General features: G+C 72.2%; 17 protein-coding genes and 2 tRNA genes. 9 read left to right on the forward strand and 10 right to left on the reverse strand.

The window, feature by feature from the left end; translation table 11 throughout:
- Nucleotides 1–165: 165 nt before the first annotated feature.
- Nucleotides 166–1,209 (forward strand): LacI family DNA-binding transcriptional regulator, encoded by a 1,044-nt coding sequence (locus ACZ7DY_RS01650; protein WP_471128617.1) that lies wholly within the window; start codon nt 166–168, stop codon nt 1,207–1,209.
- Between the two features lie 281 nt (nt 1,210–1,490).
- Here the strand turns inward: ACZ7DY_RS01650 and ACZ7DY_RS01655 are convergent, their stop codons facing one another.
- Complete coding sequence (locus tag ACZ7DY_RS01655) at nt 1,491–2,729, reverse strand: glycoside hydrolase family 64 protein (protein WP_471128620.1); 1,239 nt, start codon at nt 2,727–2,729, stop codon at nt 1,491–1,493.
- Nucleotides 2,730–3,022: 293 nt separating this feature from the next.
- Here ACZ7DY_RS01655 and ACZ7DY_RS01660 point away from each other — a divergent pair, with 293 nt between their 5' ends.
- From ACZ7DY_RS01660 to ACZ7DY_RS01685, 6 genes are all read left to right on the forward strand, one after another.
- Nucleotides 3,023–3,826 carry a VOC family protein gene (locus ACZ7DY_RS01660; protein WP_471128622.1) on the forward strand — a complete coding sequence of 268 codons (804 nt, stop codon included), beginning with the start codon at nt 3,023–3,025 and terminating at the stop codon, nt 3,824–3,826.
- Nucleotides 3,827–4,126: 300 nt separating this feature from the next.
- The gene (locus tag ACZ7DY_RS01665) at nt 4,127–4,375 is read left to right on the forward strand and encodes a WhiB family transcriptional regulator (RefSeq protein WP_469250915.1); all 249 of its coding nucleotides are present in this window, start codon (nt 4,127–4,129) and stop codon (nt 4,373–4,375) included.
- A 325-nt stretch (nt 4,376–4,700) separates the two neighbouring features.
- Nucleotides 4,701–4,772 (forward strand) — tRNA-Glu (locus ACZ7DY_RS01670).
- A 29-nt stretch (nt 4,773–4,801) separates the two neighbouring features.
- Nucleotides 4,802–6,169, forward strand: coding sequence for an SDR family oxidoreductase (locus ACZ7DY_RS01675; protein WP_471128625.1), 1,368 nt, complete (start codon nt 4,802–4,804; stop codon nt 6,167–6,169).
- The gene (locus ACZ7DY_RS01680) at nt 6,166–7,329 is read left to right on the forward strand and encodes a leucine-rich repeat domain-containing protein (protein ID WP_471128628.1); all 1,164 of its coding nucleotides are present in this window, start codon (nt 6,166–6,168) and stop codon (nt 7,327–7,329) included. Before ACZ7DY_RS01675 ends, ACZ7DY_RS01680 begins: the two co-directional genes overlap by 4 nt.
- A gap of 67 nt (nt 7,330–7,396) precedes the next feature.
- Nucleotides 7,397–7,472, forward strand: a tRNA-Trp gene (locus ACZ7DY_RS01685).
- Nucleotides 7,473–7,519: 47 nt separating this feature from the next.
- On the opposite strand, the gene ACZ7DY_RS01690 is transcribed toward ACZ7DY_RS01685, so the two are convergent.
- From ACZ7DY_RS01690 to ssgD, 7 genes are all read right to left on the reverse strand, one after another.
- Nucleotides 7,520–8,491: an acyl-ACP desaturase gene (locus ACZ7DY_RS01690; RefSeq protein ID WP_471128631.1), complete on the reverse strand. Its 972-nt coding sequence runs from the start codon at nt 8,489–8,491 to the stop codon at nt 7,520–7,522.
- A gap of 156 nt (nt 8,492–8,647) precedes the next feature.
- Nucleotides 8,648–9,424, reverse strand: a complete 777-nt coding sequence (gene ddaH / locus ACZ7DY_RS01695; RefSeq protein ID WP_471128634.1) for a dimethylargininase — start codon at nt 9,422–9,424, stop codon at nt 8,648–8,650.
- Between the two features lie 62 nt (nt 9,425–9,486).
- Complete coding sequence (locus ACZ7DY_RS01700; RefSeq protein WP_471128637.1) at nt 9,487–11,790, reverse strand: ATP-binding cassette domain-containing protein; 2,304 nt, start codon at nt 11,788–11,790, stop codon at nt 9,487–9,489.
- Nucleotides 11,791–11,800: 10 nt separating this feature from the next.
- Nucleotides 11,801–13,444, reverse strand: a complete 1,644-nt coding sequence (locus ACZ7DY_RS01705; protein WP_471128640.1) for an ABC-F family ATP-binding cassette domain-containing protein — start codon at nt 13,442–13,444, stop codon at nt 11,801–11,803.
- 268 nt (nt 13,445–13,712) lie between these two features.
- Entirely contained in the window at nt 13,713–14,165 is a 453-nt protein-coding gene (locus ACZ7DY_RS01710; RefSeq protein ID WP_471128643.1) for a hypothetical protein, read from the reverse strand.
- The gene (locus ACZ7DY_RS01715; RefSeq protein WP_471128646.1) at nt 14,162–14,914 is read right to left on the reverse strand and encodes an alpha/beta fold hydrolase; all 753 of its coding nucleotides are present in this window, start codon (nt 14,912–14,914) and stop codon (nt 14,162–14,164) included. Before ACZ7DY_RS01715 ends, ACZ7DY_RS01710 begins: the two co-directional genes overlap by 4 nt.
- 121 nt (nt 14,915–15,035) lie before the next feature.
- Entirely contained in the window at nt 15,036–15,452 is a 417-nt protein-coding gene (gene ssgD, locus ACZ7DY_RS01720) for a spore wall synthesis regulator SsgD (RefSeq protein WP_471128648.1), read from the reverse strand.
- Between the two features lie 222 nt (nt 15,453–15,674).
- On the opposite strand from ssgD, the gene ACZ7DY_RS01725 reads away from it, so the two are divergent.
- Entirely contained in the window at nt 15,675–16,775 is a 1,101-nt protein-coding gene (locus ACZ7DY_RS01725) for a WD40/YVTN/BNR-like repeat-containing protein (protein WP_471128651.1), read from the forward strand.
- 152 nt (nt 16,776–16,927) lie between these two features.
- Here the strand turns inward: ACZ7DY_RS01725 and ACZ7DY_RS01730 are convergent, their stop codons facing one another.
- Nucleotides 16,928–17,521, reverse strand: a complete 594-nt coding sequence (locus ACZ7DY_RS01730) for an RICIN domain-containing protein (RefSeq protein WP_471128653.1) — start codon at nt 17,519–17,521, stop codon at nt 16,928–16,930.
- A complete protein-coding gene (locus ACZ7DY_RS01735; protein ID WP_471128656.1) occupies nt 17,518–18,000 on the reverse strand; it encodes an RICIN domain-containing protein in 483 nt (160 codons plus the stop codon). The genes ACZ7DY_RS01730 and ACZ7DY_RS01735 overlap by 4 nt, the downstream gene beginning before the upstream one ends.
- Before the next feature lie 541 nt (nt 18,001–18,541).
- On the opposite strand from ACZ7DY_RS01735, the gene ACZ7DY_RS01740 reads away from it, so the two are divergent.
- Nucleotides 18,542–22,309 (forward strand): WD40 repeat domain-containing protein, encoded by a 3,768-nt coding sequence (locus tag ACZ7DY_RS01740; protein ID WP_471128659.1) that lies wholly within the window; start codon nt 18,542–18,544, stop codon nt 22,307–22,309.
- Nucleotides 22,310–22,359: the final 50 nt, after the last annotated feature.

A 22,359-nucleotide genomic window follows, 5' to 3' on the forward strand; every position in this document is an offset into this window, starting at 1 on the left:
AGGGCAGCGTATGCGCAGCCCGGCACGTCCCCTGGCGTGTCGCCCCGCGGTACCGCCGGGTGTACGGGCGGTCGCCTCCGGGGGACCGCCCGCCCTCCCTGACGTGGTGTCCGGGCCGATACGGGAGGATGCCTCCTGAACACCGTCAGGGAGGAGTGACCGAAGGTGACCGAGGAACCGCGTCCCACACTGGAGGCCGTGGCCGCTCGCGCCGGGGTCTCCAGGGCCACCGTGTCCCGTGTCGTCAACGGCGACCCGGGGGTGCGGGAGGTGCTCGCCGAGAAGGTGCGGCACGCGGTCGACGAGCTCGGCTACGTACCCAACCGCGCCGCCCGCAGCCTCGTCACCCGGCGCCATGACGCCGTCGCCGTGGTGATCGCCGAGCCCGAGACGCGCGTCTTCGCCGACCCGTTCTTCGCACTGCAACTGCGCGGCATCAGCAAGGAGTTGACCGCCCACGACGTGCAGCTCGTGCTGCTGCTCACCGAGGGACGGGACGACCACGAGCGGGTCGGCCGCTACCTCGCGGGCGGCCATGTCGACGGCGCGCTGGTCTTCTCGCTGCACCTCGACGACCCGCTGCCGGGCATCATCCGGCGCGCGGGCGTGCCCACGGTCTTCGGCGGGCGCCCCGGCTGGCCGCAGCAGGACCCAAAGGAGCCGAGCGCGCCGTACGTCGACTGCGACAACCGCGGTGGCGCCCGCGAGGCGGTGCGCCATCTGGCAGGCCTCGGCCGTCGGCGCATCGCGCACATCACGGGCGCACTCGACCAGACCTCCGCGGTCGATCGGCTCGACGGATTCCGGGACGTACTGGGCGACGTGGATCCGCGGCTGATCGCCGAGGGCGACTTCACCCATGCGGGCGGGGAGCAGGCGATGCGGGAACTGCTCGACCGCGTCCCCGACCTGGACGCGGTCTTCGCCGCCAACGACCTGACCGCGTCCGGCGCCCTGCGGGTGCTGCGCGAGCGGGGCCTGCGGGTGCCGGACGACGTGGCCGTGGTCGGCTTCGACGACATGCTCGCGGTGGCCGAGCAGACCGACCCGCCACTGACGTCGGTCCGTCAGGACATCGAGGAGATGGGCCGGTTGATGGCCCGGATGCTCCTGCGGGGCAGGGAGCGGGGCGGTGACGGGGCGGGCGCCGCCGCGGAGCCGGCCGCCGTGGTCCTGCCGACGTCCTTGGTGCGCCGGGCTTCGGCGTGACGTGATCCGCACGCTGGGGCGTGGCCCGCGCGCGGTCCGCGCCCGCTACGACGGGCGGCCGCGCGACGACCCGTGGCCCCCGCCTGCGGCGCGTCGGCGCCAGGGCCGGGCGTGTCCGCGAAGTCGCGTCGTTCGCCCGAAGGGCGTGGTCCGCGGCGTCTGGTGCGTGCGATCGCAAGGCGGAGGGTCGCCCTTGTACCGGGCGTACTCGGGCGGGCCCGACAACGCGGCGAGCGCGCGTGCCAGGCGTCGCGGACCAGACGCGACCTTGCGGACACGCCCTAGGACCCCACGCTCACGGTGAAGCGGCGCGGGTTCCCGTCGTGTGCCGCGCCCGACACGTCGGGCTGCCCGTCGGGACGCACGTCGTCGTACGGAAAGGCGTACCCGATGGGGGAGTTGGCGTGGACCACCCGTGACCAGTGGTTGGTCACGGGGTCCCGGTAGTAGTCGGCGGTGGTCGTGCCGTTCGGCTGCGCGGGGTGGGTGAGCATGATGCTGCGGTTGAAGCCGGCCGCGAGCCGGGCGAGCAGGGCCTTCTTGTCGTCGGGGTCGCCCGGATTGTTGGCGAACGGCCCGTGGTTGCAGGTGAAGACGTCCTTCGAGGTGGGCTTGGCGAAGGAGTGGCCGCCGGTGAAGGTCAGGACGTCGCCGCTGACGCGCCCGGTGAACACGCCCCGGCCGCCCTGGAGATCGATCCGGAGGTCCGTGGAGCGGTACTTGTCCCACACCCGGTCGATGTAGCCGTTCCACAGGTCGCGGAACGGCATCTGGTCCGGCCTGTCGAAATACGGCGCCATGAGGTTCTGCGGCGAGATGACCCGCAGCACGCCGCCGTCGTCACCGCGGATGACCAGCTTGTCCCACGGCTGCCCGTCCCTGGCCGCCTGTGCCGTGAGGTCCGCGGCGATCCTGCCGACGGCTCCGTCGGGCAGCGGGGCGACGGTGTGCGTGGCGTCGCCCTCCAGGGTCAGGCCGATGGGGAGCGCGGTGACGAGGTCGACGTAGCTGATGTTGGCGTACAGCTGCTGCGGATTGAAGGTGAACTCGCAGAACGACCACGTACGGCCGTAGTTGGGGTCGGCGCGGGTGGCGAAGGCGGGCTCGACCAAGGCGGGCCCCGGGTTGAGGAAGAAGTCCAGCTTGTCGTCGCGCACGAAGTAGACCCGGGCGCCGTACATCTGAGGGAGCGTCAGCACCTTGGGCGGGGCTCCGGCGGCGCCGAGCGGGATGGCGCAGTCGACGGGCAGTGGGGTCTGGGGCGCGGAGGGGGAGTCGGGCCGGTAGACGCCGCCGTCCGGCCTGAGCAGGACCCAGCGGTCGGTGCCCTGCTCGTGGCCGGTGACGTAGGCGCGCACCTGGCCGGGGAGCGATTTGTTGGCGAGGGCCAGCTCGCAGGTGGCGGGCGCGGCTGCGGTGCCGGCTCGGGCGCCGGGGCTGAGGGCGCTGCCCCAGAGGGGGTAGGTGAGGGCGCCCGCGGCGCCGGCCGTGGAGGTCAGGAACGTTCGACGCGATATCACGGAAGGTCTCCTGCGCGGTTGCGTGGGGGGAGCGTGCTAGTGACACGGGGAGGGGGTGATACGGGGAGCGTGGGGGTGGTGCACCACTGTCCCGACGGCCGAATGCGGCGTCAAGAGTTGTGACTGAGAGCGCTCTCAGAAATCTTCTTCCTTCATCATCTGACGGCGTGGCGCGGGCCCCGTCCCCGCCTCCCGCCGGCCCCGGGGGCGGGTGGAGGCGACCGGAGGCGGATTGTCAGTGGCGGGTGCCAGACTCAGAAGGACGGAAGAGACATGCGACAAAGGAGTCGATCATGCTCAATGACCGTTTCGCCGCTGGTGCGCCGGTTTGGGTGGACATGTGTGCACCCGATCTCGGCGACGTCAGCGATTTCTACCGCACGCTGTTCGGCTGGGAGCTCCAGCGCGGCGGCGAGGAGGTGGGCGGGTACAGCCAGTATCAGCTCTCCGGCAGGACCGCCGCGGGCGCGATGGCCGTCCCGGCCGACCAGGCATCCCCGTCGTGGACGCTCTATTTCCGCGCGCCCGACGTGGACGCCACCGCCAAGGCGGTCGAGCAGGCCGGCGGCCGTACCCACTTCGAGGCCGTGGACGTGCTGGACCTCGGCCGCATGGCGGGTCTCGCCGACTCCGCGGGCGTCTCGTTCGCCGTCTGGCAGCAGGGCCGCCTGAAGGGCCTCGATGTGCTGAACGAACCGGGCGGCCTCGTCTGGACCGAGCTGTACACCCCGGACGTCGAGGCGGCGGTCGCGTTCTACGGCTCGGTCTTCGGCTGGCAGACCACCGAAGCCCCGTTCCCCGGGGGGAGCTACACGATGGTCCACCCCGCCGACGGCACACCGGACGACATGTTCGGCGGCGTGGTGCCGCTCGCCACCGACCCCACCGAGGCGGACGCGGGGGCGTACTGGCTGCCGTACTTCCAGGTGGACGACTGCGACGACACCGTGGCCAAGGCCGGCCGGGCGGGTGGCACCGTTCGGATGGAGCCCGTGTCGATGGAGGGCGTGGGCCGCTTCGCGAAGCTCGCGGACCCGGCGGGAGCGCGGTTCGCGGTGCTGCAGCCGGCGCCGTCCGGCGAGCAGGGCGGGGCGTGACTCTGGTCCTGCCGTTCCGCGCGCGGGCCCGGCGGACCGCTCCGAGCGCGGAAATGTCAGGGAAGTGTCAGGTGTCGGGGCGTCACGGTGTGGCGCCCTGGCTTCGCGGCACCGACTTGCCGCATCATCTCGTTTCACGGCCTCGTGCCACGGGCAGTCCTCAGCGGGCGCACGGGCCTGCGGACGGCTACCAGGCTGTGGACGGTTACGGGGGCCTGAGGGCGGCTGAGGGAGACCGACCAATCGTTCGTTGATCAATCGTTGATCGGTTGTTTCGCGCGGTGGGACACCATCGGTGGCATGCAGATCGACATCACAGCCGAGCGGGAACTCGCCTGGCAGGAGCAGGCGCTGTGCGCCCAGACAGGAGCCGACTTCTTCTTCCCCGAGCCCGGTAGCTCGGTGCGCGAGGCGAAGGACATCTGCCGGATGTGCGAGATGCGCTCGGCCTGCCTGGAGTACGCGCTCAACAACGACGAGCGGTTCGGCGTCTGGGGCGGCCTCTCCGAGAAGGAGCGGTATGCCCTCAGACGTGCACCTCGGGCTTGATCCCTGAGCCCCGAGCACCGGCCCCGAGGAGGGGCGCTGAGCACCGAGCACCAGCCCTGAGCCCTTGAGTGTCCGAGTGTGTCGCGACAGCGGCACCGGAACTCAAGGGCTCAGTCGCTCCGTTCCCCTTTCCCCTTTCCTGTCCCTCCGCCGACACCGACCGCCCAGCCGCGCCACATGACCTCGTAGAACATCCACTCGTGGGTGTGCGCCTTGAGTTCACCCCTAGCCCACCGTCGCCGGCGCGGGCCGGTCGTAAATCGATGCGACACAGGCGCGCGGCCATGGTTACGATCCGGGGGTCGCACGCGGAGCGTGCGGCGGGGGTCCTGTAGAGCAGAGGCAGACTCGCCGCCTTTTCAGGGCGGATACGCCGGTTCGAATCCGGCCGGGACCACGAGCACGGCACACGCGGGGCGGGAACGTATGGGTGAGAGCGGCGGGATCAGCGAGGCGGACCTCGCGGCCTTCCACGACGTGGTCGGCAGACTCCGGGAGCTCCCCGTCGACGACCCGGTGCGGCTGCGCGCCGAGCAGGTCGCCGCCTCCTTCGCCCGCGACGGCCGGCTGCGCCGACGCAAGGCGCGCGGCGCCGAACTCTCCGCCGCCGACGCCGCCGTCATGGCCGCCACCGCGACCGGCGCGGGCGACCGCCGCGAGGACGCGCCCCTGGTCGCGGAGGGGAAAGGCGGCGTGTTTCTGCGCCCCCGCCATTGCTACGTCTGCAAGGCGTCGTATCGACAGGTCGACTCCTTCTACCACCGGCTCTGCCCGGAGTGCGCGGCCGACAACCGCGCCCGGCGCGCGCTCACCACGGATCTGCGCGGGCGCCGCGCCCTGCTCACCGGAGGCCGCGTGAAGATCGGCTTCCAGCTGGCCCTGATGCTGCTGCGCGACGGCGCCGAACTCCTCGTCACCAGCCGCTTCCCGCACGACACCGAGCGCCGCTTCCGCGCGGTGCCGGGCAGCGAAAAGTGGCTCGACCGCCTCACCGTGCTCGCCGTCGACCTGCGCGACCCGCGCCAAGTGCTCGGTCTCTGCGAGGAGTTGCGCCGGACGGGCGAGCCGTTCGACATCCTGGTCAACAACGCCGCCCAGACGGTCCGGCGGCCCCCCGCCTCGTACGCGGCGCTCGCGGCCGGCGAGTCGGCGCGGCTGCCCGCACTCGCCCGGAGCGCCCCGGGATTCCGGCCGATGCGGACGACGGCGGACCCCGCCGGGCAGGCCGCGCTCGACCTGGTCCTCCGCGACGCCGGCGGGCCGGGCCTGCCGAGCGGGGCCGACGAGGCGGGCCTGCTCCCCGACCCGTCCCCGGAGAACTCCTGGTCCGCCCGGCTCGGCGCCCTCGACCCCGCCGAGCTCCTGGAGACCCAGCTCGTCAACGCGCTCGCCCCGGCGCTGCTCTGCGACCGGCTGCTGCCCCTGCTCCTCGCATCGCCCCGCCCGCGCAGGTACATCGTGAACGTCACGGCGGTCGAGGGCCGCTTCGCCGTGCGCAACAAGACCGGCGGCCACCCCCACACCAACATGGCCAAGGCCGCCCTGAACATGCTCACCCGCACCAGCGCCGCCGAACTCGCCGAGCAGGGCGTGCACATGTGCGCCGTCGACACGGGCTGGATCACGGACGAGAACCCCGCGCCCAAGAAGGACCGCATCGCCGGCGCCGGTTTCCGGACGCCGCTCGACATCGTGGACGGCGCCGCCCGGATCTACGACCCCATCGTGCGGGGCGAGGCCGGGTCACCGCTCTCCGGCGTCTTCCTCAAGGACTACCGGGAGGCGCAGTGGTGAGCGAGGCGCCGTCGGCCGGGGTACCCCACGTCGTCCCCCGGCCCGTCGCCGAACTGGCGCCGCTGCTCGACTGGTTGCGGGGCGGCGTCCCGGCCGGCGAGCGTCTCGACTTCGCGGCGGGCACGGTGCTGCCCGACGGACGGCTCGACCTGTGCAAGCAGGCGCTGGGCGCGCGCGGTGCGGCCCTCGTCGCCGGGGCGCTCCGCGAGGCCCGCGACGCCACGCCCGTACGCCACCTGCTGCTCGGCACCGACGGCCTCGGTGACACCGGGGCGGCCCAGGTGGCGGGCGTGACGGGCGAGGCGCCCATCGCCACCCTCTACCTCGGCTGCAACGGCATCACCGCGGGCGGCGCCTGCCGCATCGCGGACCAGTTGCGTGCCTCGCCGCAGGTCGTGTCCGGCGTCTGGCTGAAGCGCAATCCGCTGGGGCCGCCGGGCGGCCGAGCGGCGGCCGAACTGATCGACGCCGCAAGGGAGTTGCGCACCCTGGACCTCGTCCAGACCGGGCTCGACGCGGGCGGGCTCACCGTCCTCGCCGACGCGCTGCTCGCCGCGGCCGGGACCGGCCGCCGGGTCGAGCGGGTCTTCCTCGGCGGCAATCCGCTGGGGCGGGAGGGCGCGGTACCGCTCGCGGAGCTGATCGCCGGGGGCGGAGTGCGGGAACTCTACGTTTCGGCGGCGCGGCTGGGGGACGCGGGGGCCCTGCTGCTCGCCGACGCCCTGGAGCGCACCCCGTACGGCGGGCTCGAGCGGCTGTCCCTCGCCAGTAACGGCATCGGGCCGCGCGCCGCCGCCCGGGTCGTCGCCGCGTCGGTGGCCGCCGGGGTGGAGCTGCTCGACCTCGGCCGGGTGCGGGCCGCCGGGGCCCTCGGCGCGGCGGACAACCGCATCGACGACGCGGCGGCCGCGGCGGTGGCGGCCTCGCTCGCGGCGGGCGAACACCGCCTGGCCCACCTGGTCCTGACCCACACCGGGATGCGCAGCCGCGAGGCGCACCGGCTGCTCGACACCGCCGGGGCGGCGCGTACGCCCACGCGTTTCGTGCTCGGCCGGGGCATCGCGGCGAGCGTCAAGCGGCGCCTCGCCGCGCTCGGCGCGGCCGTCCCGGCGCCCGCGGTCCCGCCGGACGTGGCCGCGGTGCGCAGCGTGCACCGCTGATCCGGCTCCGGCGCAACGGCGTACGGCCCCCGGGCAGTTGTCCGAGGGCCGTACGATGAGCGTCAAGGCGGGGTCGTAGCGCAGAGGCAGTCGCGCCGGTCTCCAAAACCGGAACACGTCGGTTCGATCCCGGCCGCCCCGCCCCCTCGGACCCCGCCGCCGACGCGGCCGGGCCCGGTGCCGCCGGGCGTCAGGCGCCGCGCGCCGCCATCCGCGCCTTGCGGGCGGCCAGCCTCTCGTCGAACTTCGACGCCTCGGCGTCGAGACCGCTCATGAAGAAGCCCAGCTCCTCCTGTGCCTTCAGGCCCTCGGGGCCGAGGCCGTCGATCTCCAGGACCTTCAGGAAGCGCAGCACGGGCTGGAGCACGTCGTCGTGGTGGATGCGCATGTTGTAGACCTCGCCGATGGCCATCTGCGCGGCGGCCCGCTCGAAGCCCGGCATGCCGTGACCGGGCATGCGGAAGTTGACCACGACGTCCCGCACGGCCTGCATCGTCAGGTCGGGGGCGAGCTCGAAGGCGGCCTTCAGGAGGTTGCGGTAGAAGACCATGTGGAGGTTCTCGTCGGTGGCGATGCGCGCCAGCATGCGGTCGCAGACCGGGTCGCCGGACTGGTGTCCGGTGTTGCGGTGCGAGATGCGGGTCGCCAGCTCCTGGAAGGCGACGTACGCGACCGAGTGCAGCATCGAGTGGCGGTTGTCCGACTCGAAGCCCTCGCTCATGTGCGCCATCCGGAACTGCTCCAGCTGGTCCGGGTCGACGGCGCGCGAGGCGAGGAGGTAGTCGCGCATCACGATGCCGTGGCGGCCCTCCTCGGCGGTCCAGCGGTGCACCCAGGTGCCCCAGGCGCCGTCGCGGCCGAAGAGGGAGGCGATCTCGTGGTGGTAGCTGGGGAGGTTGTCCTCGGTGAGCAGGTTCACGACCAGGGCGATGCGCCCGATGTCGGTGACGGGGGACTGGCCCTTCTCCCACGCCTCGCCGTCCTCGAAGAAGCCGGGGAAGTTGCGGGCGTCGGAGAACGGGACGTACTCGTGGGGCATCCAGTCCTTGGCCACCTTCAGGTGGCGATTGAGTTCCTGCTCGACCACTTCCTCCAGGGCGTACAGCAGCCGGGCATCGGTCCAGCTGTCCGTGCTGCCGAGGTGGGGAGAGGTGATCGTCACGTGGGCTCCAGAAGGGGGACGGGGGTACTTACGGGCAGCGCGAGCGGTGCACTACCTACGGTCTCGTAGGTTACGTTGCCGTAGGTTAAGCCCCCCGTAAAGAGCTTCCGGAACCGACCCCTCCCTCCACCTGGGAGCGAACGGCGTTGTTGCAGGTCAGACGTACAGTTCGCGCAGCCGGACTGAGAGGCACGTCACACAGCCCTCCCTCTTCTCGAACTCACTGATGTCCACCGGAACGGGATCGAATCCGAGATCGGCGAAGAGTGCGGCACTCTTCGGCGCACTCGCCGCCATCAGCAGTTTCGAGCCCCCCAGAAGCACCACGTGCGCCCCCGCCTCCTCCGGTACGGGCAGGAAGCGGGGAAAGAGCGAGGCGCTGTCGACCAGCGGCCCGTACCCGATGACCGTCCCGTCGGGCAGCGCCGTCACCGCGGACTTCAGGTGCAGGACGCGGGAGACGGGGACGGCGACGACGCGCGCCCCGAGCGGTTCGAAGACGGCCCGCAGCTGCCGCACCCCGTCCGCGTTGGTCCGGCCGCCCCGCCCCACGTACAGCGTGTCGCCGACCTTCAGGACGTCACCGCCGTCGAGCGTGCCGGGCTCCCACACCCAGTTCACCGAGCAGCCGAGCCTCGCCACCGCCTCCTCGACGCCCGGTGTCTCCTCCCGCCGGGATTCGGCGCCCGGCCGGGCGATCAGCGCCACGTTGCGGAAGACGACCACCGCGTCCTCCACGAAGACCCCGTCGGGGCAGTCGTCGGCGGGCTCCACCTCGAAGGTCTCCCAGCCGTGCCCGCCCAGCGCCTCCACGTACGCCTCCCACTGCCGCATGGCGAGCCGCGGGTCGACCGGCCGGCGTTCCAGGTGGGTGACGAGGCCCTCGGCGAAGCGCGGGCTCGGCCTGCGGACCAGGGCCTTCTTGCTGGGCACGGCTGGCTCTCCTCACGGACGCGGGGTGCCGCCGCCCTCGCGGGTCGGGGCCGTGCCGCACATCATGCAGCGCGGTCAGGCCCCAGGCCCAGAGCCCGGCGCAGATGATCCGCCGTGAACGACCCCTCGGCCCGCAGGAGCGCGGCGGGCGTCCCCTCGAACACGATCCGCCCGCCGTGCTTGCCGCCCTCCGGGCCCAGGTCGATCACCCAGTCCGCGTGCTTGACGACATCGAGGTTGTGCTCGACGACGAGCACCGTGTTCCCCGCGTCGACGAGCCGGTCGAGCAGGGCCAGCAGCCCGTCGATGTCCGCCATGTGCAGTCCGGTGGTCGGCTCGTCCAGGACGTACGTGGTGCCCGTGCGGTGCAGCTGGGTGGCGAGTTTGATGCGCTGGCGCTCGCCGCCGGAGAGCGTGCTCAGCGGCTGCCCGAGCGTGAGGTAGGTGAGCCCGACGTCCCGCAGGGCCCGCAGCCGGCGGCGTACCGGCGCGTCGTCGAAGCGCTCGAAGAAGTCCAGGGCTTGCCCGGCCGTCATCTCCAGGACGTCCACGACGGACCGGCCGTCGACGGTGAGCCGCAGCACCTCCTCCTTGAAGCGCCGCCCCTCGCACGCCTCGCACGTCGTGGTCACCGGATCCATGAACGCGAGGTCGCTGTAGATGATCCCGCGTCCCTTGCAACGCTCGCACGCGCCGTGCGAGTTGAAGCTGAACAGGCTCGCCTTCGCGCCCGTCTCCCGCGCGAAGAGCCCCCGCACCGTGTCCATGATCCCCAGGTACGTCGCCGGGGTGGAGCGGCCCGAGATGCCGATCGACGACTGGTCGACGACCACGGCGTCCGGGTGTGCCGCGGTGAACGCCCGCGACACCAGCGTGCTCTTGCCGGACCCCGCGACGCCGGTGACCGCGGTGAGCACGCCGGTCGGCACCCGGACGCTCACGTCCTTGAGGTTGTGCAGACCGGCGTCCTTGATCCAGTGGCCGCCCGTCGCCTCACGCGGGTGCTCCTTGAGGCCGGTGGTGCGCCGCAGGTGGCGGCCGGTGAGGGTGTCCGCGCGGCGCAGCTCCTCGGGGGTGCCCTCGAAGACGACGAGGCCGCCGCCGGCGCCCGCCGCAGGGCCCATGTCGACGACGTGGTCGGCGATCGCGATCACGTCCGGGTCGTGCTCGACGACCAGGACGGTGTTGCCCTTGTCGCGCAGGCGCAGCAACAGGTCGTTGAGGCGCCCCACGTCCCGGGGGTGCAGTCCGACGCTGGGCTCGTCGAAGATGTACGTCATGCCGGTGAGGCTGGAGCCGAGGTGGCGCACCATCTTCAGGCGCTGGCCCTCGCCGCCGGAGAGCGTGGACGTCTCGCGGTCCAGGCTCAGATAGCCGAGGCCGATCGCCTCGATCCGCTCCAGTGCCACGACGGCCGCCCGCGCGATGGGTCCCGCCACCGGATCGTCGATGCGGCCCAACTCCGCGATGAGGTCGGTGACTTCCATCCGGGTGCACTCGGCGATGCCCAGGCCGTTGATGCGGGTGGCGAGCGCCGCCGGGTTGAGCCGCGCCCCGTGGCAGGCCGGGCAGGCGCCCTCTTCCAGGAACGCCCCCACCATGTCGCGGGTCTTCTGGGAGAGCGTCGACAGATCGCGATTGAGGTAGAGCCGCTCGAAGCGGTCGGCGAGCCCCTCGTAGTCGATGTCCCGCGCGCCGCCGGTGTTGTCGACGCTGACCTTGCGCGACCGGCCGCCGCCGCGCAGCAGGAACTGCCGCTCGGCGGCGGTGAATTCACCGACCGGCTTGTGCGGGTCCAGGTCGGGGGTGTTGGTGTACGTCTGGCCCTGCCAGGTCCCCGCGGCGAACGGCGGGAAGAGGATCGCGCCGTCCGCCAGGGACCTGGTGGGGTCGATGATGCGGTCGTAGTCGGGGCGCACGGTACGGCCGAGCCCGTCGCACGCGGGGCACATGCCCGACGGGTCGTTGAACGAGTACGCCGTCGCCGGACCCGCGCTCGGCGTGCCGTGCCGGGAGAACAGCACGCGGATCACGGAGTAGATGTCCGTCATCGTGCCCACGGTGGAGCGGGAGTGGCCGCCGACCGGTTTCTGGTCGACGACGATCGCGGGGGAGAGCTCCTCGATGGCGTCCGCGTGTGGCCGCTCGTACTTCGGCAGCCGGTTGCGGACGTACCAGGTGAAGGTCTCGTTCAGCTGGCGCTGCGACTCCACCGCGATCGTGTCGAAGACGACCGACGACTTCCCGGAGCCCGAGACCCCGGTGAAGACCGTCAGCCGGCCCTTCGGTATGCGCAGATTCACGCCCCTGAGGTTGTTCTCCCGGGCTCCGGCGATGGTGATGCAGTCGTGTGTGTCCTGGTGCATGCCTTCGACGCTAGGCAAAATACCCGACAGCTTCTGTCTTCTTTTCCTGGGTGATCTCCGTGAGTTCCCCGTCCAGGAGCAGCCACCGCGTGATGCCGATGGACTCCAGGAACGGCAGGTCGTGGCCGGCCACGATCAGCGCGCCCTCGTACGACTCCAGGGCCGTCGAGAGCTGCTTCACGCTCGCCATGTCGAGGTTGTTCGTCGGCTCGTCGAGCATCAGGAGCTGCGGCGCCGGCTCCGCGAGCAGCAGGGCCGCCAGCGTCGCACGGAACCGCTCGCCGCCCGACAGGGTCGCCGCGGGCTGGTCCGCCTTGGCCCCCTTGAACAGGAAGCGGGCAAGGCGCGCCCGGACGCGGTTGTTGGTCGCGTCGGGAGCGTACGCCGCCACGTTCTCGGCGACGCTCAGGTCGCCGTCGAGCACGTCGAGGCGCTGCGGCAGGAAACGCATCGGGACATGCGCCCGCGCCTCCCCGGAGACCGCCGCCAGCTCGCCGGCGATGGTGCGCAGCAGCGTGGTCTTGCCCGCGCCGTTGCGCCCGATCAACGCCACCCGCTCCGGCCCGCGCAGCTCGAACTCCTTCATCACGCGGGCCCCGTGGCGCAGCCGGAGGCCGCTCAGGGTGAGGACGGTGCGCCCCGGATGGACCCGGGTGTGCGGCAGGTCGACGCGGATCTCGTCGTCGTCCCGCACCGCCTCGACGGCGTCGTCAAGACGCTCCTTGGCCTCGGCGAGCCGCTCCTCGTGCAGGATGCGGTGTTTGCCCGCCGACTCCTGGGCGGCCCGCTTGCGCGCCCCGATGAGGATCTTGGGCTGGCTCCTGCTGTCCTGGACCTTCTGGCCGTACCGCTTGCGGCGGGCCAGTCTCACCTGGGCGTCGACCAGGTCCCTTTGCTGCTTCTTCAGATCGGATTCGGCGACGCGCACCATGCGCTCCGCCGCCTCCTGCTCGGTGGCGAGGGCCTCTTCGTACCGGGTGAAGTTGCCGCCGTACCAGCGGATCCCGCCCTCGCGCAGATCGGCGATCTGGTCGACGCGGTCGAGGAGTTCGCGGTCGTGGCTGACCACGACCAGGACCCCGGACCACGCCTCGACGGCCGCGTACAGGCGCCGACGGGCGTACAGGTCGAGGTTGTTGGTCGGTTCGTCGAGCAGCAGCACGTCGGGGCGGCGCAGCAGCAGCGCGGCCAGCCGCAGCAGCACCGACTCGCCGCCGGAGACCTCGCCGGTGGTGCGGTCGAGGCCGATGTGACCGAGCCCGAGCTGGTCGAGGGTGGCCAGCGCGCGCTCCTCGACGTCCCAGTCGTCGCCGACGACGGTGAAGTGCTCCTCGCGCACGTCGCCCGCCTCGATGGCGTGCAGCGCGGTGCGGACGGCGGCGATGCCGAGCACCTCGTCGACGCGCAGGCGGGTGTCGAGGGTGACGTTCTGCGGCAGGTGGCCGACCTCGCCGACGACGCGGACGGTGCCTTCGGAGGGCGTCAGCTCACCGGCGATCAGCTTCAACAGCGTCGACTTTCCTGAGCCGTTGGCGCCGATGAGCCCGGTCCTGCCGGGGCCGAAGGTCACCTGGAGTCCGTCGAGGACGTCGGTGCCGTCGGCCCAGGCGAAGGAGAGCGAGGTGCAGGTGATGGAGGTGGGTGCGGTAGACATACGGGCCTCGCGGTTGCGTGTTGTGAAGCGCGGTCAGGGGCAACGCGTTCGAGACACCGCGGCGGTGGGGAGGCCGGAGAAAGAGAGAAGGCCTGTGTGCCGGGGGACGGGACGGCTCATGCGCCGAGGTCGCACGCGACGTGCACGGCAGCCGGGGGCTGCGTGACGCGGTGTCTCATGACCTCAGACGAGCAACGTCCTTCTCCTGTTCGACGGCAACAGATCCGTCGTAGACCGTAGGAGGCCCGGCGGACGGAGTCAACGCCTTTTAATCGTGGTCATCCCTGGAGGCCCGCCGGCCCCGTGTCACCGCGAGGACACTTCCCGCGACGGCGATCACGGCGATGGCCAGCGCCACACTGATCCCGCCCTCGGTGTCCCAGTACACGTCCTCCAGGCTGATCAGCAGCGCCGCCTCGTCGACGACCAGGGCGAGCCCCACCCCGTAGGCGAGCCCCATCCAGGCGCGCGCCCGCGCCGACCGCTCCGCCAGCCCGGCCGCGCCCACCCCGGCCAGCAGCAGGATGCCCCACACGTAGTGGTGGATGTGCACCCCGCCGGCCTGCATGTCACCCACTCCGGCCACGTCGATGTGGATGAGCCAGGTGAGCAGCCGCATCCCGCCGAAGGTGACGGCGAAACCCCACCAGGCCAGCACGAAGCCGCGCCGCTTGGGGGAGATGCCGGGCAGCAGCCGCAGCCAGGGAGAGGGCCGTGTCACGAGAGGTCTCCCGCCATGAATCGCTTGATGAGTGCCGCCATCGCGTCCGGCGCGCCATAGTGCGCCGCGTGGGCCGCGCCGGGGAGCTCCGCCGTCCGTCCGTCGCCGACCGTCCGCGCCGCGTGCCGGATCCAGCGGCCGGAGGCGATGGTGTCGCCCGCCCCCCGGACGACCAGCGTCGGCGCCCGGACACGGGCCAGGTCCGCCTCGAACGACTCCGCCGCGTCACGCAGGGCGTTGCGGAAGGACGCGGCGCAGCGTACGAGGCCGGTGCGCAGGTAGTCCGCGGCGGCCAGCGGGAGCAGGGAGAGGGGCTCCCGGGGCGCGTCCGCGAGGAGCCGGCCGAACTGCCGGCCGCCGGACGTCCCCGGTTCGAGCGCCGGGCCGACCAGCACCAGCCGGCTCACCAGGTGGGGGTGGCGGGCGGCGAGGGCCGCGGTGACCTGGCAGCCGACCGAGTTGGCCACCAGACAGCTCGGTCCGAGCGAGAGCCGCCGGTGCCAGCGTGCCAGGGCCTCGGCGAGCTGCCCCATGCCGGGGGCGCGGCGCGCGGCCGCCCGGGACCCGGCGTTGCCGGGCAGATCGGGTACGAGGACGGTCGTGCCGTCCGCGGCGAGCCGCCGCGCGAGGGGCACGAAGTACCTCCCCGAGAGCCCGAGCCCGTGTACGAGCACGAGATTCGGGGCGCCGGGGCGCGGCGGTGCCCCGAACCGGCGGGTGAAGATCCCGGCGTCTGTCGTCTGGTCCACCGGCCCACCTTGCAAGATTTCGTCCGCGCGGGGTGCCGACCACGCCGACGCGCCCCCCGGCGCGGTGCGGGCCGAAGCGTCGTGCGGGTGGCGGCCGTGCCTCAGCGGGGAGCGTCCTGGCTCAGCAGGCGTCCCGCATCAGCTCGGCCAGATCGTGGTCCAGGTCGACGTGGCGGTGCTCCTGGCCGACCGGCACCAGGGCCGTCGTGCGGTGCAGGAAGCCGCGGAGGTCGCCGGTGCGGATGTGGACGATCGCGGTGCCCTCGGGGGCGTGAAACTCCACGACGGTGCGGTCGAAGCCGTAGGGCCGCACGCGGACGTCGCCGTCGCCCACCGCCCGCTCCACGCCCTGCGTGAGCAGTTCGCGGGCGAAGGTCCAGTAGACCTCGACGCCCTCCAGGGTCGCGGGCGCGGGGAAGCTCATCCGCACGGCGAAGGGGTCCCGCCGGTCGTAGTGGAGCGTGGCGGGAATGGTCGGCATCCGCGGCGCGGTGGCGACGAGGCGGGCCTCTACGGCTTGCTCGATGACGGTGGACAACGCCTGCTCCCTCACTGACTGCTGGACGACTGGGGTCGGCACTTGACTAGACGACGGAATGACGAGAAGCGTGCACACGGAGGGTGGGTCGGAAGGAGTGACCTCTGTCACCGCGACACCGTGGCGGCGCCGGCGGTTCCCGGCGACCGCCTCACGGGGGATGCCTTCAGGCCATCTGGACGAGGCCCCGCGCGTCGGCTAGCTTCGCCCGCCATGAGGGGCATGGGGAAGACGAAGTCGACGAGGCGGACGGTACTCACGGGACTGTGTGGGGCGGCGCTCGCCGGAGCCGTCCTCGCGGCGCCGGCGAGCGCCCGCGCGGACGGGCCCGCACACCATCCGCGACCGGTTCCGCGCTGGCAGCAGGGGGAGAGCGGCACCGACGCCCGCTTCCGCGGCCTCGCCGCGGTCAGCCGCGACACCGCCTGGGTGGCCGGCACCAAGGGAACCGTGCTGCGCACGGCCGACGGCGGCAGGACCTGGCGCGAAGTCTCCCCGCCGGGCGCCGCGGATCTGGAGTTCCGTGACATCGAGGCCTTCGACGGGCGCCGCGCGGTGGTGCTCGCCATCGGCGAGGGCGAGGCGTCGCGGGTGCTGCGCACGCAGGACGGCGGGAAGACCTGGACGGAGTCCTTCCGCAATACCGACGCCAAGGCCTTCTACGACTGCATGACCTTCTTCGACCGCCGGCACGGGCTCGCCATGAGCGATCCGGTCGACGGCAGGTTCCGCCTCCTCTCCACCGCCGACGGCGGCCGCTCCTGGCAGGTGCTGCCGGACGCGGGCATGCCCCCGGCGCAGGAGGGCGAGGCGGGCTTCGCGGCGAGCGGCCAGTGCCTGGTGAGCTCGGGGCCGCGCGACGTCTGGCTGGCCACCGGCGGGGCGCGGCAGGCGCGGATCCTGCACTCCGCCGACCGGGGCCGCACCTGGACGGCCTCCGAGGCGCCGATTCCGGCGGGCGACGCGGCCCGGGGCGTCTTCGGGCTCGCCTTTCGCGACCGTTCGCACGGCCTCGCGGTCGGCGGCGACTACCGGGCCGACCAGCCCTCCCCGCGGGCGGCCGCGGTCACCCGGGACGGCGGCCGCCACTGGGACGCGGCGGGAGCGCCACCGCCCGCCTACCGCTCGGGCGTGACGTGGTTCCCGCACAGCCGCACCGCGGCCCTCGCGGTCGGCCCGACGGGTACGGACCTCACCACGGACGGCGGACGGAGCTGGCGGACGGTCGACCCGGGTTCGTACGACACCGTCGACTGCGCCCGCGACCGGGGCTGCTGGGCCGCGGGGGAGAAGGGACGCATCGCGCGCCTGGAGTGGCGCTAGGGGATCATCCGCACGCCTGGCACGCCTGGCACGCCTGGTGTGCCTGGTGTGCCGCAAAAGCGCATGGCCTACGGTTGCCGGCTGTGGGGCACGGCCTATGCCCTGCCCCACAGCCCCACAGCCTCACCGGAGAGCGGGCCGGGAGTCCCCGATCAGGGACGCCGGGTCAGGTCCCACGACTGGTTCTTCCTCTGGTTGCAGGTCCACTGGACCACGGAGGCGTTGTCCGCCTTGCCGGCCCCCTGGACATCCACGCACTTCCCCCCGCTGAGCGGCTGGGTGAACAGCGCGGTCTGCCGCATGAACGCCGGAGTGAACGAGAACGTCTGGTTCCTGGCGCCCGTGCACGTGTACTGATCGAGCTTGGCGCCCTTGGCGGTGCTCGCGCCGTGCACGGTCAGGCACTTGCCGCTGTTGACGTTCCGCAGGACGGTGCTGGCGATGCTCAGATCGCCCCCGAGCATTTCCAGCCGCCACTGCTGGTTCTTGGCGCCGACACACCGGTACTGGTTGACGACCGCGTTGTCGGCGCGGCTGGCCCCGCGCACGGTCAGGCACTTGCCGCTGTGGCGGGCCACCACGTACCGGATGTTCTGGGCGGCGGCCTTCGCCGAGACAGCCGTACGCTCGCCCGACCTGGGCGCATCGGCGGCACTGCTCGGCGTACCCGCGGCCAGCGTGCCCAGCGTCGCCGTCGCCGCCAGTGAGATCAGTACGGTCCTCGCGCCCTTGTCCGTGATGCTCATCCCACGCCCTTCCACTTCTGATTGCTCCTGCTGTTGCAGTCCCACAAGATCACCCGCGCGTTGTCCGCCTTGCTGGTCCCTTGCACGTCCAGACACTGTTTTCCGCTGGCGCGGAAGGGGGTCATCGCTCCCTCGGCGTAAGGCGGCATGGAGTACCAGATCTGGTCGAGCCCGTTGTCGCAGTCGCGCTGGACCGCGGGGGTTCCCTTCGCCGTACGGCCGCCCTTGAGGGACAGGCACTTCTGGCTCTCGAAGTTGGTGAAGCGGCGGGCGAGGCCGCCCCCGTCGTAGACGATCCACCACTGGTTCCTGGCGCCGCTGACGCATCGGTACTGGTTGACGACCGCGTTGTTGGCGTGGCTGGCCCCGCGCACGGTCAGGCACTTACCGCTGTGCTTCGCCTTGATGTAGTAGATGTTGTCCCGCCCGGCGACGGGTCGCAGGCTGGCGCCGGCGAAATCCGCGGGCGTTGCAGACATGTCTGACGTCCGGTTGTCTGACGTTTGCTTGTCTGACGACTGCTTGTCTGACGAGTGCCGCCCGTCAGATGCCCGGTTGTCTGACGACTGCTTGTCAGATGCCCGGTTGTCTGACGACTGCTTGTCTGATGCCTGCTTGTCTGACGTCTGCCTGTCTGATGCCTGGTTGTCTGATGACTGCGTGGCCCAAGCCACGCCACCCGTGCCGGCCGGTGAGCCACTCCCCGTATCGGAGAGGGCCACCGCCGAGCCCGGAAGGGCCACCGCGGCGGTCGTCCCCACCACTGCCAGGACGGTGCGCAACGTGCGCATAGGTTCTGTCCCTTTCCTTGTTCGACATGCGCCGACCTCCCCCGTTCGAGCAGTCACAGCACCGCGGACGGCCCGCTGCGGCCCTGTTCGAGGTCGGCGCACTACCGGAGCCGCCCCCCCCCCGTTGATGTGGGCGACTGCGGCCTTGCACCACTGAGTTCAGCGGGTGACGAGTTGTTCAGCACCCCTCTGACGTGGTACTCAACAAAAAATCGCGGGGGAGGCTGTGGTGGGACGTCGCGAGAAACCGGTGGACCCGAACCAGGGACCGGTGGAGCGCTTCGCGTACGCGCTGCGCAAGCTGCGCCAGGAGGCGGGCACTCCGCCGTACCGGACGATGGCGAAGCAGGCCGGCTACTCGGTCACGGCACTGTCGACGGCCGCCGCCGGGGAGAAGCTGCCTTCCCTGGCCGTCGCCCTGGCGTACGTGGAGGCCTGTGGCGGAGACCTCGCGACATGGGAAGAGCAGTGGAGGCAGACCCAGGAGGAAGTGGAAGCTTGCGCTCCTGTCCCGGAGGAGGAGACGGCCCTCGCGCCGTACCGCGGGCTGGTGCGCTTCGAGGCCGGTGACCGTGATCTGTTCTTCGGCCGCGGCCGCCTTACCGAGGACCTCGTCGGACTGACCCGTTCCCACCGCGTGACGACCGTGTTCGGCCCTTCCGGCAGCGGAAAGTCCTCCCTGCTGCGTGCCGGGCTGATCCCCTCCCTGCGGGAGACCGAGGACGCCGCGCGGCGCCCGGCGGCGATCCGGATCTTCACCCCGGGTCCTCGGCCGGCGCGCGATCACGCGAAGTTGTTCCTGCCGGCAGCGGCGGCGGGGGAAACCTGGCTCGTCGTGGACCAGTTCGAGGAAACGTTCACGCTCTGTCACGACCCGGCGGAACAGCAGGAGTTCATCGATCTGATCCTGTCCGCCCGAGAATCCGCCCGAGACCCCGACAGCCGACTGCGAGTGGTCCTGGGCGTGCGGGCCGACTTCTACGCCAGATGTCTGGAACACGAGGGACTGGCCGCCGTCATCCGTGCGGCGAGCCTGCCCGTCGGCCCGATGACGGCGGCCGAACTGCGGGAAGCGATCGTCAAACCCGCCGCCAAGGCCGGACTGATCGTGGAACGCGCCCTCACCGACCGCCTCATCGAGGAAGTGCGCGAAGAGCCCGGCGGACTGCCTCTCTTGTCGCACGCCCTGCTGGAGACCTGGCGCCGCCGCCGGGGACGCACGCTGACCCTTCAGGCGTACGAAGCGGTCGGCGGCATCCACGGCGCCATCGCCCAGACCGCCGAGACCCTGTACACACGGCTCACCGAGCCGCAGGCCGTCACCGCCCGCCGCATCCTGCTGCGCCTGATCACGCCCGGCGACGGCGGCCCGGACACCCGCCGCCCCGTCGACCGCACGGAACTGGACACCACGGGCCCCGCGGGCGACGACACGTCCGCACCGCTCCACCTGCTGGCCCGCGCCCGGCTCATCACCTTGGACGAGACCACCGTCGACCTCGCCCACGAGGCCCTGATCACCGCGTGGCCCCGGCTGCACGGATGGATCAACGAGGCCCGTGAGCGTCTGCGGCGCCACCGGCGTCTGACGCACGCCGCCCGCCACTGGCAGGAACGCGGCCGCGACAGCGGGGCCCTGCTGCGCGGCGCCGAGCTCACCGAAACCGAAGAGGCCTTCCGTGCCGCGGAGCACCAAGGCGATCTGACGTCACTGGAGCGGGACTTCCTCCACGCCTGCACCGCGGCTCGGGCCCGCACCCGGCGGGTCCGGCACACCGTGACCGGTGCGGTCGCGCTGCTGGCGTCCCTCGCGCTGGTCGCGGGCGCCATCGCCTGGCAGCAGAGCCGGACCAGTGACCAGCGGCGCCAGGAGGCGGTGGCCCGACGGCTCGCGGCGGTGGCCGACAGCATGCGCGCATCCGACCCCGTCACGGCGATGCGGCTGAGCGCGGCCGCGTCGAGCCTGAGTGACACGACCGAGACCCGTGCGGCACTCCTGGGTGCTCTGTCCCAACGGGAGCAGGACGTCTACCCCGTTCCCGGCGTGGAGTCGATGGCGATGACGCGGCTGAGCCGTGACGGCCGCATCGTCGTGGTGGCGGGGGACCGTTACGTACGGGCATGGAGTGTCACCGAACACCGGCCGGCGGGCCCGCCCCTGCCGCTCCACGACGAGTCCGCTCTGGCCGTCAGCCCCGACGGGTACCGGCTGCTCGCGACCGCGGGCGACCGCGTACGGCTGTGGGACCTGCGCACCGGCACCCCGATGGGCGCCCCCTTCGGCGACGCCGAAGCGGTCTACGCCTTCGGGCCCGGCGGGGGCCTGCTGCTCGGTGAGGGGGACACGGGCCGCGTCACGCTCTGGGACACGGCGCGACGGCGGATGGCCTTCCAACGGCGCGGGCCCGCCCCGACCCAGTGGGCCATCAGCCCGGACGACCGGTTGCTCGCCCTGTGCCCGGGCCCCCGCGGCCCCTTGCTGGTCAGGGATGTTGCCGAGCGACGGAACGTGGCACGCCCGTGGTCCGGCTCGAAGGCGGACATACAAGACATATGTGACGAGGACTCGACGCTCCAGTTCTCCCCGGACGGTCACGCGCTGATGGCGGTGACGGCCAACGAGGTACGGGTGTGGGACATGGACGAGCGACGCGAGAGGTCCCGTATCCGGCACAAGGGAGTTCAGGAGGCGTCCCTCAGCCCTGACGGCGCATTCCTCGTGGCCACCGACGGCAAGGAGATCCTGCTGTGGCGCACCCGGGCTCCCGAGGCACCGGTCTTCCGCGCCCCGCTCGCCGACGAGACGGCCACCCAACCGCGGTTCGACGTAAGAAGGGGAGTGATCCGCTACCTGAGCGAGCGTTCCACCACCGACACCACGGTACGCACGCTGTCCTACGGGGCTGCCATGGCCGCCGGATGGAACGCCACCCCTGCCGCCCAGGGAAGATTCAGCGGCGACGGCCGAGTCCTCGCGCTCGAACGACGCGGCACGGACACCGCGCGACTCGAAGCGCTGCGCATACCCGGCGGCAAGCAGCTCTCCCGCACCCCGGCCCTGCGCTGCAAGTCGTCGAACTCCCCCTTCCGCGGCGGCACATGCCACACCGCCTTCACCCTCAGCCCCGACGGCAGCACCCTCGCGTACGCGAGAGTCATGTTCGACGCCGACGGGGGATCCGCCGCACAAGACCCCATCACGCTGTGGAACGTGCGCAAGGGTTCGCGGTCCCGCTCTCTCCCCGCCCCGCATGCCTCCCGGGATGACGAAGGGACGGCCGGCCTCGCGTTCACCCCGGACGGGCGCTCGCTGCTGATACGGCGATGGGGCAAGGAGCCCACTCTCACCCGGGACCTGCCCGACGCCACGAAGAAGACCGGGAACACCCAGGCGCTCGGGGGAGCGTCGGACCGCACCCCGGTGGCCGTGCGCCCCGACGGGCGGCTGCTCACCGCCCCGGGCCAGACCGTCGCCCTCCCGTCGGGCCGGGCCACCGCCAACAAGATCCCCGCGGAAGAGACGGGTGCGCTCGCCTTCAGCCCGGACGGCACACACCTGGCGGCGGGCACGGACACCGGACGGGTCGTGCTCTGGGACGGGGAGGCGAAGCAGATCCTCGGGACCTATGACACCGCCCCCACCCGGCCCGGCTCCCCGGGCTCGGAGACGGTCACGGCACTGGCCTACTCCCCGGACGGCACGGTCCTGGCGGTCGGCGGCGAGCACGGCACCCTGCAACTCTGGGACGCCGCCTCCCGCCGGCGCCTGGGAGCACCCCTGCCGACACCGGGCGACGCGGTGCTCGCCCTCGCCTTCTCGGCGGACGGCCGCACGCTCCACACCGTGGGCAGGCACAGCGCTCCGCGCTCGCTCGCGGTGGACACCGGGCGCGCGACCGCAACGGTCTGCGCACGTACGGACGGCGGCCTGTCCCGGTCCGACTGGGAGAAATACCTTCCGGAGGTGCCTTACCGGGACATCTGCGCGGGCCGTTGAAGCGTGTCCCGGCGCATCCGGTCGACCGGCCGGCCCCTCAAAGAGCCGCG

The sequence above is a fragment of the Streptomyces sp. NPDC037013 genome (assembly GCF_055607265.1).